The organism is Variovorax sp. GW822-FHT04E09 (assembly GCF_058800845.1).
Genome location: NZ_JBXAMR010000001.1, coordinates 334,045 through 347,174 on the forward strand (window position 1 = coordinate 334,045; position 13,130 = coordinate 347,174).

The following is a 13,130-nucleotide window of genomic DNA, read 5'->3' on the forward strand; positions in this document are numbered from 1 at the left end:
TGACCTGTCGGAGAAGGCCTCGATACCGATTTGTGTGACGTATTGCCGCATTCGGCGCTCGCTATACTGTGATTTCATCCAGTATCGGCAGCATGCCTTCCGACCTCCATTCCGCTCCGTCAGCCGCCGTTTCGGCGGCGCACGTCGTGTCCGTCAAGGCCTTGTGCGCCTTCGGCGCGAAAGCGGGCGATCTCGACCTGCGCTTCGTGCCTGCGCCCAGCGCGTTCGAAGGCATGGCCGGCCACGCGCTGGTGCAGGCCCGGCGCGGCGGCGACTACCAGAGCGAGGTGCCGCTGGCCACCACCTGCGGCACGCTGCGCGTGCGCGGCCGGGCCGACGGCTACGACCCCGCGCAGGCGCGGGTGGAAGAAATCAAGACCTTCCGCGGCGACTTCGACGCCATCCGCGCCAACCACCGCGCGCTGCACTGGGCCCAGGTGCGCTGCTACGGCTGGATGCTGTGCGAACAGGAAGGGCACGAGAGCCTGACCGTCGCGCTGGTCTACCTCGACCTGGCCAGCGGCGACGAGACGGTGCTCGAAGAGCAGCACACGCGCGACACCCTGCGCACGCACTTCGAGACCCTGTGCGCCTGCTACAGCGACTGGGCGCAGCGCGAGGCCGCGCACCGCGGCGCGCTCGACGACGCGCTGGCACGGCTGGAGTTTCCCCACGCCGACTTCCGCACCGGCCAGCGCGAACTGGCCGAGGCGGTCTACCGAGCCGCCGTGGGCGGGCGCTGCCTGCTGGCGCAGGCGCCCACGGGCATCGGCAAGACGCTGGCCACGCTCTTTCCGCTGCTCAAGGCGCGCGCGGCGCACAAGCTCGACAAGGTGTTCTTCCTCACCGCCAAGACCTCGGGCCGGCCTGTGGCGCTGGACGCCTTGCGCGTGCTGGGACAGGGCGGCGCGCACCGGCCGCGCGTGCTCGAGCTCGCGGCCCGCGAGAAGGTCTGCGAGTACCCCGACCGCGCCTGCCACGGCGAGGCCTGCCCGCTGGCACGCGGCTTCTACGACCGCCTGCCGGCCGCGCGCGCCGAGGCCGCGCAGGTGGGCTGGCTCGACCGCGAGGCGCTGCGGCGGGTCGCGCTCGCGCACGAGGTGTGCCCCTATTTCCTGGCGCAGGAAATGACGCACTGGAGCGACGTCGTCGTGGGCGACTACAACTACTACTTCGACAGCAGCGCCTTCCTCTTCGCCAGCATGAAGGACGCCGGCTGGCGCGTCGCCGTGCTGGTCGACGAGGCCCACAACCTGCTGGAGCGCGCACGCGGCATGTACACCGCGAAGCTCGAAGGCGCGGCGCTGGAAGAAGCGCACCGCGCCGCACCCGCGGCCGTGCGCGGCCCGCTGGCGCGGCTGTTCCGCGAATGGGACACGCTGCAGCAGGCGCAGACCGCCGGCTACGACACCGCCGACGAGATCCCCGAGCGCTTCCTGCGCACCCTGCAGGCCGCCAACACCGCGATGGCCGAGCACTTCGCCGCCACGCCCGATGCGGCGCAGGGGCCGCTGCAGCGCTTCTTCTTCGACGCGCTGCACTTCGCGCGGCTGGCCGAGGTCTTCGACGACCACTCGGTGTTCGAACGCACGCTGGGCGCCACGCAGGAGCAGCGCGGCCTGGCCATCCGCAACCTCGTGCCGGGGCCCTTCCTCGAAGGCCGCTTCGCGGACGCGGTGTCGGTCACCTGCTTCTCGGGCACGCTCGCGCCGTTCGCGTTCTACCGCGATGCGCTCGGCCTGCCCGAAGACACGGCGCTGCTCGACGTCGAATCGCCGTTTCGCGGCCAGCAACTGCGCGTCGAGGTGGCGACCGGCGTCTCCACGCGCTTTCGCGACCGCGCCGGCTCGCTGCGCCATGTGACGGACATCATCGGCGCGCAGTTCGAACGCCTGCCCGGCAACTACCTGGCCTTCTTCAGCAGCTTCGACTACCTGGACAAGGCCTGCGCCGCGTTCTCGCTGCGCCACCCCGGCGTGCCCGTGTGGACGCAGACGCGCGGCATGCGCGAAACCGACCGCCACGATTTCGTCGCGCGCTTCGAAGAAGGCGGGCAGGGCATCGGCTTCGCCGTGCTCGGCGGCGCGTTCGGCGAAGGCATCGACCTGCCGGGCAGCCGGCTCATCGGCGCCTTCGTTGCGAGCCTGGGGCTGCCCCAGTACAACGAACTCAACGAGATCACGCGCGAGCGCATGCAGTCGCGCTTCGGCAAGGGCTACGAGTACACCTACCTCTACCCGGGCCTGCAGAAGGTGGTGCAGGCCGCCGGCCGCGTGATCCGCACCGAGGCCGACACGGGCGTGCTGCACCTGCTCGACGACCGCTTTGCGCGCGCGGAGATCCGCGAGCTGCTGCCGCGCTGGTGGCATGTGCAACTGGCCGGGGAGGCCGGGGAAGACGATGCGCGCCACCCGACGCCTTGAGCACGCCGGCCAGCCCGACCTGTTCGGCGAGGCGCCCGTGGCGGCCATCGAGGGCCTGCGCTACGAAGCCGGGTTCCTGTCGCGCGAGGAGGAGGCCGGCCTGCTGCGCATCGTGCAGGGCCTGCCGCTCAAGGAGATGCGCTACAAGGAATACACCGCCCGCCGGCGCGGCACCAGCTTCGGCGGCAGCTACGACTTCGACACCAACCGCCTCAAGCCCGGCGCGCCGCTGCCCGAGGCGCTGCACCCGCTGCGCGCAAAGGCCGCCGCGTGGGCCGGCCTGGCGCCCGAAGACCTCACCCACGTGCTGATCGCCGAGTACCGCCCCGGCACGCCGCTGGGCTGGCACCGCGACGTGCCCGACTTCGAGGACATCGTGGGCGTCTCGCTGCACGGCGACGCGGTGATGCAGTTCAGGCCCTACGTGCCCGGCGCACCCGCGTCGGGGCCGGCCGCGCTCGAATTCCTCATCGAGCCGCGCTCCGTGTACCTGCTGCGCGGGCCGGCGCGCTGGGCATGGCAACATGCCATCGCCCCGACCGAGGGCCTGCGTTATTCGATCACCTTGCGTACCCGGAGACCCTGCGCGCCATGAACCGCACCACCTTCCTCAAGCTGCTCACGCACCACCTCTTTCCCGTGCTCAAGGCCGAAGGCTTCCAGGGTTCGGGCCAGACGCTGCGGCGCATCGACGGGCCGGTGATCCACGTGTTCAACGTGCAGGGTGCGAGCGGCGGCAAGGCCTGCTACCTGAACCTCGGCGCGCACCTGGACTTCCTGCCGCCCGAGGGCGGAACGCCGGTGGCGCCCGAGGCGCTCGAAGAATCGCACTGCGTGTTCCGCGACCGCCTGGACCCACCGCCCGGCGCCGCGTTCGGATGGACCTATGGCGCGACGAAAGAAGAGGCCGAAGAAAACGTCGAATTCATCGTGAGCGAGTGGGAAGGGCCGGGGCGTGCCTTCTTCGCTCGGCATGGCAGCTATCCGCAGAGCTTCGAACAGATGCTGCGCGAGACCGACCCGCACCAGATCCATGCGCGCACCGCCTTGCACTTCGCACGGATCGCGATGCACCTGGGCGACCGCGCACGGGCACAGGCGCTGGTCGAGGCGGGGCTCGCGCGGGCGCCGGAACGCGCCACGGCCCTGAAGACCGACCTCGCGAACGTGTTGTCGGCCTGAGCCCGCACGACAGACTGCGCTGACGCGCAGCGCCTGCCTCTTCCGACCCGTGGCGGCTCACAGGCGGCCAGCATGAAGGCTTCTTTCATCCCTTTTGATTGAAGGAGCGCAGACATGCCACGAGGCGACAAGTCGTCCTACACGGACAAGCAGAAACGCAAGGCCGAGCACATCGAGGCAGGCTACGAGCACCGCGGCGTGGCCAAGGGCGAGGCCGAGCGCCGTGCCTGGGCCACGGTGAATGCCGAGACCGGCGGCGGCAAGAAGAGCGGTGCGGGCCGCGGCAAGGCCGAGAACCACCGGCCCTCGCGCAAGGGCGGGCGCCTCGGTGGCGCCGCCGCGGCGAACCGCACCGCCGCCGAACGCTCGGCCTCCGCGAAGAAGGGCGCCGCCACACACAAGCGCAACGCCGAGAAGCGCGGCTGAAGCCGGTTGCGAATACCCGCCATATCTTCTGTCCGAAAAGCGGAGTCCACCCACCGCACACCCTGAAAAGCGGACATTCCTTCGCCATCTGTGACGGCAGCCGGACAACTTGCGTCGGCCCCGCGCCGGCGCGGGGCCGCACGAAGTCGCCAGCTTGCGCGACGTTGGCCTGAACGCACGCGCTACACCGCCCAACCTCGGTCATTCCGCCTTCTTTTCGCACGCGTTCCGGGCGTTTGCCGGGGCGCGTTCGCGTCGATACGATCCGCCGCCTTGCCCTCCAGAAAGGAACGCGCGGGTGCCTCCCTCGAACGCTTTCTCCCCCACGACCGCGCCAGCCGCCGCAGGTGCCGATGCCGCCAATGCCAACGCCGACTGGCAGCAGCGCAGCCGCCGCCACGTCTGGCACCCCTGCACCCAGAGCATCCGCCTCGACGTGGCGCCGCCGCTGCCCATCGCGCGGGGCGAGGGCGTCTGGCTGACCGACCACGAAGGCCGGCGCTACCTCGACGCCACCAGCTCGTGGTGGGTCAACCTGTTCGGCCATGCGCACCCGGCGATCAATGCCGCACTGAAGGCGCAACTGGACACGCTACCGCACGTGATGCTCGCCGGCTGCACGCACGCGCCGGCGGTCGAGCTGGCCGAGCGGCTGGCGGCGCTCACGGGCCATGCGCTGGGCCATTGCTTCTATGCCTCCGACGGCGCCTCGGCCGTGGAGATCGCGCTCAAGATGAGCTTCCACGCCTGGCGCAACGCGGGCCGCGCCGGCAAGCGCCGCTTCGTGGCGCTGCGCGGCGGCTACCACGGCGAGACGCTGGGCGCGCTGCACGTCACCGACGTGCCCGTGTTCCGCGACGCCTACGCGCCGCTGCTCGCCAGCGCGCACCTCGTGGCCTCGCCCGACGCGCGCGCTGCCCGCTCCGGCGAAGACGCCGCCGCCGTGGCCAACCGCGCCGCCGACGAGCTCGAGGCGCTCCTGGCCGCGCAACACGACAGCATCGCCGCCGTGATCGTCGAGCCGCTGGTGCAGTGCGCCACCGGCATGGCGATGCACGACCCGGCCTACCTGCGCCGTGTGCGCGCGCTGTGCGACTGCTTCGGCGTGCACCTGATCGCCGACGAGATCGCGGTCGGCTGCGGGCGCACCGGCACCTTCTTCGCGTGCGAGCAGGCCGGCATCTGGCCCGACTTCCTGTGCCTGTCGAAGGGCATCAGCGGCGGCTACCTGCCGCTGGCGCTGGTGATGACGCGCGAGGCCATCTACCAGGGCTTCGTCGACGACGACGCCGCGCGCAGCTTCCTGCATTCGCATTCCTACACCGGCAACGCGCTGGCCTGCCGCGCGGCGCTCGCCACGCTCGACCTGTTCGAGCAGGAAGACGCGCTGAACCGCAACCTCTCGCGGTCCGCGCGCCTGCTGGCGCGGCTGCGCGAGGGGCTCGCCAGCCAGCCGATCGACCACCTGCGCCAGCGCGGAATGATCACGGCCTTCGACGTGCGCGAGCCCGGTGCGCGCTTTGCCGAGCGCTTCCATCTCGCGGCGCGCGACCACGGCCTGCTGATGCGGCCCATCGGCGCCACCGTGTACCTGATGCCGCCGTACGCCATCGCCGACCACGAGATCGACCAGCTCGTGGACGGCACGCTCGCCACGCTCCAGGCTGTCACCCACGCACCCGGCGCCCGCGCCGACGAAGGAGCCCGCGATGCTGCGCTTGCTTGAACGACTGCAGGACGAGATCACCGCGCTCGACGCGCGCTCGCTGCGCCGCCGCCGGCAGATCGCCGAGACCGCCTGCGCGCCCGAGCAGATCCTCACGCTGGCCGGCGCCAACGCGCCGCGCACCATGCTCGGCTTCAGCAGCAACGACTACCTGGGCCTGGCCGCGCACCCCGCGCTGGCCGAGGCGCTGGCCGAAGGCGCGGCGCGCTACGGCACGGGCAGCGGCGGCTCGCACCTCATCCTGGGCCACTCGCGCGCCCATGCGCAGCTCGAGGAGCGGCTGGGCGAATGGATGGCGCCGCACATTCCCGAGGCACGCAGCCTGTTCTTCTGCACCGGCTACATGGCCAACCTGGCGGTGCTGTCTGCGCTGGGCGACGGCGAGGCGGTGATCTTCTCGGAGACGCTGAACCACGCCTCGCTGATCGACGGCGCGCGGCTGGCCCGCGCCCGCGTGGAACGCTACCCGCACTGCGACCTGCAGGCGCTCGACGCGCAACTGGCCGCCTGCGACGCGCCGGTCAAGATCATCGTGAGCGACGCCGTCTTCAGCATGGACGGCCACATCGCCCCGGTGGCGGGCCTGCTCGCGCTGGCCGAGCAGCACGACGCCTGGCTGGTGATCGACGATGCGCACGGCTTCGGCGTGCTCGGCGCCACCGGGCGCGGCGCGCTGCAGGCGCTGGCGCTGCGCTCCGAGCGGCTGGTGCTCATCGGCACGCTGGGCAAGGCGGCCGGCGTGTCGGGCGCCTTCGTGGCGGCGCACCGCACGGTGATCGATTTCCTGGTGCAGCGCGCGCGGCCCTACATCTTCACCACGGCAGCGCCGCCGGCGGTGGCGCATGCGCTGCTCACCAGCCTGGCGCTCATCGAGGGCGAGGAGGGCATGCGCCGTCGCGCCCAACTGCGCGCCCGCATCACCCAGCTGCGCAGCGGCCTGAAGCAGGTGCTGCCGGCCGACGGCAGCGCCTGGCTGGCCGATTCGCCGACCGCGATCCAGCCGCTCATCGTGGGCGACAACGCGCGCGCCATGCAGACCATGGAACGGCTCGACGCGCACGGCCTGCGCGTGGGCGCGATCCGTCCGCCCACGGTGCCCGCGGGCACCGCGCGGCTGCGCATCGCGCTGTCGGCCAGCCACACCGAAGCCGACGTGGCGCGGCTCATCGGTGCACTGGGCGAGGCCCTGGCCGAACCGTGGCCGGAGGCCGCATGACGACGGCAGCAGCTGCGACACAGCGCCGCTGGTTCGTCACCGGCACCGACACCGGCGTCGGCAAGACGCTGGTGAGCAGCGCCATGCTCGCACTGCTGGCCGCCTCGGGCCTGCGCGCGGTCGGCATGAAGCCGGTGGCGGCGGGGCTCGATGCCATCGACGGCGAATGGCGCAACGAAGACGTCGAGCGCCTGCAGGCGGCCGGCAACGTCGCCGCGCCGCTGGCCTGGCGCTGCCCCTACGTGCTGAAGGCGCCGATGTCGCCGCACCTGGCGGCGCGGGAAGAGGGCGTGCAGGTCGCGCTGCCCGTGCTGCTCGATGCCTTCGAGCGGCTGTCGGCGCAGGCCGATGCGGTGGTGGTGGAAGGCGTGGGCGGCTTCTGCGTGCCGCTGGGCGACGACCTGGACACGGCCGACCTCGCGGTGGCGCTGGGCCTGCCCGTGATCCTCGTGGTCGGGCTGCGGCTGGGCTGCCTCAACCATGCGCTGCTCACCGCCGAAGCGATCCGTGCGCGCGGGCTGGTGCTGGCCGGCTGGGTCGCGAGCGTGGTCGAGCCGCAGATGCTGTCGCCCGAAGGCAACCTGCAGACGCTGCGCGCCCGGCTCGGTGCGCCGCTGCTGGGCGTGGTGCCGCACCTGGCCGAGCCCTCGGCGGCGCGTGCCGCCGAACACCTCGACCTGCGCGCGCTGCGGGCGAGCGCGGCCCATGCCGCGCGTCGCACCGAGGCCCCGCTCGTGTCAGCCGCGACGGCCTGAGTCGGCCAGCCGCTGGGCGCGCACGCCGCCCTGGCGCGCCAGCATCCAGCCCGGGTACTCGGGCGCCAGCGCACTGGCCTTGTCGATCGCCGCGAGTTCGTCGGCCGTGAGCCGCACTTCGGTGGCGGCGATGTTGTCGTCGAGCTGGTCGCTGCGCTTGGCGCCGACGATCACGCTGGTCACCACCGGCTGGTGCAGCAGCCAGGCCAGCGCGATCTGCGCCACCGACACGCCGCGCGGCTCGGCGAACTGGCGCATGAGGTCGATGCAGTCGTAGGCGCGCTCCACGTTCACCGGCGGAAAGTCGAAGCTCGCGCGGCGGCTGCCTTGCGCGGTGGCGGTGTGGCGGTCGACCTTGCCGCTGAGCAGGCCGCCGGCCAGCGGGCTCCAGACCATCAGGCCGAGCTGCTCGCTGCGCAGCATGGGCACCAGCTCGCGCTCCAGGTCGCGCCCGGCCACGGTGTAGTAGGCCTGCAGCGACTCGAAGCGCGCCAGCCGGTCGCGCTCGGCGATGCCCAGCGCCTTGGCGATCTGCCACGCGGCCCAGTTCGACACGCCCACGTAGCGCACGTGGCCCTGGCGCACGAGGTCGTCGAGCGCGCGCACCGTTTCCTCGATGGGCGTGATCGGGTCGATGCCGTGGATCTGGTACAGGTCGATGTGGTCCAGCTGCAGCCGCTTCAGGCTGGCCTTCACGCCGTCCATGATGTGGTAGCGCGAGGCGCCGGCCGAGTTCACGCCCTTGCTGCCGGTTTCGCCCAGCACCTTGGTGGCGACCACCACGCGGTCGCGCGGCACCTTCAGGTTCTTCAGCGCCTGGCCGGTGATGGTCTCGGACAGGCCCTCGGAGTACACGTCGGCCGTGTCGAGGAAGTTGATGCCGGCGTCGAGCGAGCGGCCGATGAGGCCTTCGGCCTCGCCTTGTTGCAGCTGGCCGATGTGGTCCCAGATGCCCGGCGCGCCGCCGAAGGTCATCGTGCCGAGACAGAGTTCGGAAACCAGGAGGCCGGTGCGGCCGAATTGGCGGTATTGCATCGAAAGTTGTCCTTTGCGGGTGGAGGGGCCGTCCGGCTGTCAGGAATGCCGGCGGTTGCGAAAAAGTATCCCGCCGGCGCGCCCCGGCGGGCGAGCGCGTTTCTGCAAAGTCTTTGCCTATTTCTCCAGACCTCGTGCGCAGGCCGTGCGAAGGAGAGGATGCGACGCTAAGCTGCGGGCAGCCCAATCCTCCATGGCCGCCACCGCGGCCGCACCCCTTTGTCAGAGGCCTACCCATGTCTGATGAAACCCCCGACACCGCCACCGTCCTCGCCATGCCGATGCCGCTGGAACCCGAACTCGATGCCGCCCGCGAAGAGCTGGTGCAGCTCATCCGCCACATCACGCGCGGCCAGGACGGCACGGTCGAATGCGCCGTGCCCGGCCTGCAGGTGCACTGCATCAGCAAGCCCGACGGCCCCAAGCACGGCTTCGCGACGCCGGCGCTGGGCCTCATCGCGCAGGGCTCCAAGCGGATCATCGTGGGCGACGACATCTACGTGTACGACCCCATGAACTACCTCGTCACCTCGGTCGACCTGCCGGTGTGCGGCCAGGTGTGCGTGACCAGCGAGAACGAGCCCTACCTGGGCGTGCGCCTGGAGCTGGCGCTCGACGAGATCGGCGACCTCATCGGCGACGAGAAGCTGCCGGCCAAGGCCAACGCGCCGGCCTCGCGCGGCATGTACGTGAACCGCATCGCCATGCCGGTGCTGGAGCCCGTGCTGCGCCTGCTGCGGCTGCTCGACACGCCCGAAGACATTCCGATCATGGCGCCGCTCATCAAGCGCGAGATCATGTACCGGCTGCTGGTGAACGGCGAGGGCGCGCGGCTGCGCCAGATCGCGCTGCACGACAGCCACACGCAGCGCATCGCGAAAGCCATCAGCGCGCTGCGCACCAACTATGCGCAGTCGCTGCGCGTGGAAGACATGGCGCGCGCGGTGCACATGAGCGTGTCGTCGTTCCACCACCACTTCAAGGCCGTGACGGCGATGAGCCCGCTGCAGTACCAGAAGCAGCTGCGCCTGCAGGAGGCACGCCGCCAGATGCTGATCGCCGGCACCGACGTGGCCAGCGCCGCGCACAACGTGGGCTACGAAAGCCCCTCGCAGTTCGCGCGCGAGTACGGCCGCATGTTCGGCGCGCCGCCGCTGCGCGACAAGCGCCGCTGGCTCGGCGAGGCCGGCAACGACGCGACCTCGATGGAAGCCGCCTAGGCATTGCATCGGTCGCATCGCGCCCGTGCGCCTATAGCATCTGCCGCGATTTCTTGCGTCGTCGCGGCCATGCAGGTTTCGCAAATTCTCGCTATCGTTTTGTTCGCTGCAGCACCCGTCCGCCCGTGGAGGCGGGACTACTCAACAACTCGGAGAGATGCATGCTTTGGGAAAAGAAGCTGGCGCAGTGGAGCGCCGCGGTCCGCGCACGGGCCAATCTGCCCGCGCGGCTCACCCTGTGGGACGGCCAGTCCTACGACTTCGGTGACTTCAGCGGGCCGGCGGTCACGCTGCACGTGAAATCGCCCGCGGCGCTGTCGCTGATGCTGCAGCCCACGCTCGACAACCTGGGCGAGGCCTACGTCAAGAGCAAGATCGACATCGAAGGCAAGCTCAGCGACGTGATCGACATTGCCTACGGCCTGGCAAAGACCTCGCTCGACAAGCCCGGCGGCGCGCTGCAAAGCATGGCCCGCTACTTCGCGCACACCAAGTCGTCGGACAGGAAATCGATCGAGTACCACTACGACGTGTCGAACGCGTTCTACCAACTCTGGCTCGACGCGAACATGGTCTATTCGTGCGCCTACTTCGAGAACGGCGACGAAGACCTGGCCACCGCGCAGCTGAAGAAGATCGACCACATCCTCACCAAGATCGAACTCAAGCCCGGGCAGACGCTGCTCGACATCGGCTGCGGCTGGGGCGCGCTGGTGATCCGCGCGGCGCAGAAGTTCGGCGCGCGCTGCGTGGGCGTCACGCTGTCGCAGAACCAGTTCGACCTCGCGACCGAGCGCGTGAAGGCCGCCGGCCTGCAAGACCGCATCGAGATCCGCCTGCAGGACTACCGCGACGTGACCGGCCAGTTCGACCGCATCACCAGCGTCGGCATGTTCGAGCACGTGGGCCGCAAGAACCTGCCCGAGTACTTCAAGCGCGTGCAACAGCTGCTGGCCGACGACGGCATCGTCATGAACCATGGCATCACCTCGTCCGACCCCGAGGGCGGCGGCGTGTCGTATGGCGGCGGCGACTTCATCGACCGCTATGTGTTCCCCAACGGCGAGCTGCCGCACATCAGCCTCGCGCTGCAGGCCATGCAGCAGGGCGGGCTCGAGGCTTTCGACGTGGAGAACCTGCGCCGCCACTACGCACAGACGCTGCGCCACTGGAGCGACGCCTACGAGGCCCATGCCGACGAGGCGCGTGCGCTGGTCGACGAAGAGAAGTTCCGCATCTGGCGCATCTACCTGGCGGGCTGCGCCTATGCCTTCGAGAACGACGACGTGGCGATCTACCAGATCGTCGGGCGCAAGGCGGGCAGGGCGGCAAGCACGCTCCCGTGGTCGCGTCGCTATATCTACGACGGCACCTCGGCGCTGCGCGCCTGACCCGTCAAGGCCGCGTTGCGGCTACTCGAGCGTGAAGCCGATCTTCACCGTCACCTGCCAGTGCGCGACCTTGCCGTCGACCACATGGCCGCGCGTCTCGGTGACGGTGAACCACTGGATGTTGCGCACCGTCTCGTGCGCCTTCGCGATGGCGGTCTGCACCGCGTCCTCGATGCTGGTCTTGGACGAGCCCGTCAGCTCGAGCGACTTGTAGACATGGTTCGACATGGCGGCTGCTCCTTGGGTGGTTGCGTGCCCATCGTAGCCATCGCAGGGGGCGCGAGGCAACACCTTTGGGCGCGCGGATGCGATGCAAACCGCATCAGGACATTCGCAATCCGTCGTTGGCAAGGGCACGGGCGCTTCGCAGAATCGGCGGCATTGATCCAGGGAAATCGCCCGCCATGCCACTGCACACCGTCGCCTCTTCATCCCCGGCCGCACAGGCCCGCCACGTCCTCGCGCTGACCGCCATCGCCTGGTGCATCGCGCCGGCGTCGCCGCATGAAGTGGCACGCCGCGCGCCGCATGGCCATGTGCCGCTGCGCGTGCGCAGGAGGCTGCACGCCACGGCCGTGGCGGCGCTCCTGCCGTATGCGTGGTGAGCCGCGCGACCCCGCAGATTCCAGATATCGATAGAGGAATTCAGCGCAAACGGCCCGTGCGATGGCTCGCAGAATTTGAAGCACACCCGCTTCCACTGCGCCATCGCCGAACACCGTGTCCTACTCGCTGTCCCTGCTCGACAAGAGCCTGATCCCCGAAGGTGCCGACGCCGCGCAGGCGTTCCAGCACACCATCGCGCTGGCCCGGCGCGCCGAACGGCTGGGCTACCGCCGCTACTGGCTGGCCGAGCACCACGGCAACCGCACCTACGCCGGTTCGGCGCCCGAGGTGCTGGCCTCCCACCTGCTGGCCAAGACCTCGCGCATCCGCATCGGCACCGGTGGCGTCATGCTGCAGCACTACAGCCCCTTCAAGGTGGCGGAGACCTTCAAGGTGCTGGCTTCGCTGGCGCCGGGCCGCGTCGACCTGGGCATCGGCAAGGCGCCGGGCGGCCTGCCGCTGACCAGCAAGGCGCTGCAATCGCTGCACGATCCGGCGAAGGCGAAGGCCCTCGATTTCGAAGCGCGCCTGCGCGAGCTCGATGCCTTCCTGCACGACGGCGTGCCCGCCGACCATGCGCTGGCCGGCGCCGTGGCCACGCCGTTCCCGCCGGTGGCGCCGCAGCGCGTGCTGCTGGGCGGCAGCCCCGAGAGCGCGCTGCTCGCGGCGCGGCTGGGCTGGCAGTTCGTCTATGCGGGCCACTTCAACGGCGACCCCGTGAACATCGAACAATCGATCGACGCCTACCGCGGCGCGACCGGCCGCGCACCGCTGCTCGCGCTGTTCGCCTTCGCCGCCGAAACGCACGACGAGGCCGCCGAGCGCGTGGGCGCGCTGCGCAGCTTCCGCGTGACCTTGCCCACGGGCCAGAGCGTGAACCTGCCGAGCCTCGAGGCCGCCGCCGAGTTCGCGCGCCAGGCCGGTGCCAGCGACTACCGCACCGAGGAACGGCGCCCGCATGTCATCGCCGGCACCGGCGACGAGGTGCGCGACGCGCTCGAAGCCCTCAGCGCGCGCCACGGCATCGAGGAGTTCGTGATCGACATCCCAGTGGCGGACTTCGGCGCGCGCGCCACGGCGGTCGAACTGCTGGCGCAGGCCCGCGAGCCTGCACTGGCCTGAGTTTTTTCTTTTTCCCATCACAAGAACG

13 protein-coding genes are annotated in these 13,130 nt (G+C 70.5%); 11 read left to right on the top strand and 2 right to left on the bottom strand.

Annotated elements, in window-relative coordinates:
* The first annotated feature begins 92 nt into the window (after positions 1 to 92).
* From AC1RL8_RS01630 to bioD, 7 genes are all read left to right on the top strand, one after another.
* Complete coding sequence (locus AC1RL8_RS01630; RefSeq protein ID WP_492685616.1) at positions 93 to 2,423, top strand: ATP-dependent DNA helicase; 2,331 nt, start codon at positions 93 to 95, stop codon at positions 2,421 to 2,423.
* Entirely contained in the window at positions 2,401 to 3,018 is a 618-nt protein-coding gene (locus tag AC1RL8_RS01635) for an alpha-ketoglutarate-dependent dioxygenase AlkB (protein WP_492685617.1), read from the top strand. The genes AC1RL8_RS01630 and AC1RL8_RS01635 overlap by 23 nt, the downstream gene beginning before the upstream one ends.
* Complete coding sequence (locus tag AC1RL8_RS01640) at positions 3,015 to 3,605, top strand: DUF4304 domain-containing protein (protein WP_492685618.1); 591 nt, start codon at positions 3,015 to 3,017, stop codon at positions 3,603 to 3,605. Before AC1RL8_RS01635 ends, AC1RL8_RS01640 begins: the two co-directional genes overlap by 4 nt.
* 114 nt (positions 3,606 to 3,719) lie before the next feature.
* The gene (locus tag AC1RL8_RS01645) at positions 3,720 to 4,031 is read left to right on the top strand and encodes a plasmid stabilization protein (RefSeq protein ID WP_492685619.1); all 312 of its coding nucleotides are present in this window, start codon (positions 3,720 to 3,722) and stop codon (positions 4,029 to 4,031) included.
* A 298-nt stretch (positions 4,032 to 4,329) separates the two neighbouring features.
* A complete protein-coding gene (locus AC1RL8_RS01650) occupies positions 4,330 to 5,757 on the top strand; it encodes an adenosylmethionine--8-amino-7-oxononanoate transaminase (RefSeq protein ID WP_492685620.1) in 1,428 nt (475 codons plus the stop codon).
* Complete coding sequence (bioF, locus tag AC1RL8_RS01655) at positions 5,741 to 6,973, top strand: 8-amino-7-oxononanoate synthase (protein WP_492685621.1); 1,233 nt, start codon at positions 5,741 to 5,743, stop codon at positions 6,971 to 6,973. Before AC1RL8_RS01650 ends, bioF begins: the two co-directional genes overlap by 17 nt.
* Entirely contained in the window at positions 6,970 to 7,728 is a 759-nt protein-coding gene (gene bioD / locus AC1RL8_RS01660) for a dethiobiotin synthase (RefSeq protein ID WP_492685622.1), read from the top strand. Before bioF ends, bioD begins: the two co-directional genes overlap by 4 nt.
* On the opposite strand, the gene AC1RL8_RS01665 is transcribed toward bioD, so the two are convergent.
* Positions 7,711 to 8,763, bottom strand: coding sequence for an aldo/keto reductase (locus AC1RL8_RS01665; protein WP_492685623.1), 1,053 nt, complete (start codon positions 8,761 to 8,763; stop codon positions 7,711 to 7,713). The genes bioD and AC1RL8_RS01665 overlap by 18 nt on opposite strands.
* Positions 8,764 to 8,999: 236 nt before the next feature.
* On the opposite strand from AC1RL8_RS01665, the gene AC1RL8_RS01670 reads away from it, so the two are divergent.
* Together AC1RL8_RS01670 and AC1RL8_RS01675 are read left to right on the top strand one after the other, a co-directional pair.
* The gene (locus AC1RL8_RS01670; RefSeq protein WP_062482185.1) at positions 9,000 to 9,983 is read left to right on the top strand and encodes an AraC family transcriptional regulator; all 984 of its coding nucleotides are present in this window, start codon (positions 9,000 to 9,002) and stop codon (positions 9,981 to 9,983) included.
* A 161-nt stretch (positions 9,984 to 10,144) separates the two neighbouring features.
* Complete coding sequence (locus tag AC1RL8_RS01675) at positions 10,145 to 11,374, top strand: class I SAM-dependent methyltransferase (protein ID WP_487847011.1); 1,230 nt, start codon at positions 10,145 to 10,147, stop codon at positions 11,372 to 11,374.
* Between the two features lie 21 nt (positions 11,375 to 11,395).
* On the opposite strand, the gene AC1RL8_RS01680 is transcribed toward AC1RL8_RS01675, so the two are convergent.
* Positions 11,396 to 11,602: a dodecin gene (locus AC1RL8_RS01680; RefSeq protein WP_062482179.1), complete on the bottom strand. Its 207-nt coding sequence runs from the start codon at positions 11,600 to 11,602 to the stop codon at positions 11,396 to 11,398.
* Positions 11,603 to 11,778: 176 nt separating this feature from the next.
* Here AC1RL8_RS01680 and AC1RL8_RS01685 point away from each other — a divergent pair, with 176 nt between their 5' ends.
* The gene (locus AC1RL8_RS01685) at positions 11,779 to 11,979 is read left to right on the top strand and encodes a hypothetical protein (protein ID WP_062482175.1); all 201 of its coding nucleotides are present in this window, start codon (positions 11,779 to 11,781) and stop codon (positions 11,977 to 11,979) included.
* A gap of 115 nt (positions 11,980 to 12,094) precedes the next feature.
* The gene (locus AC1RL8_RS01690; RefSeq protein WP_489056844.1) at positions 12,095 to 13,102 is read left to right on the top strand and encodes an LLM class flavin-dependent oxidoreductase; all 1,008 of its coding nucleotides are present in this window, start codon (positions 12,095 to 12,097) and stop codon (positions 13,100 to 13,102) included.
* Positions 13,103 to 13,130 lie beyond the last annotated feature (28 nt).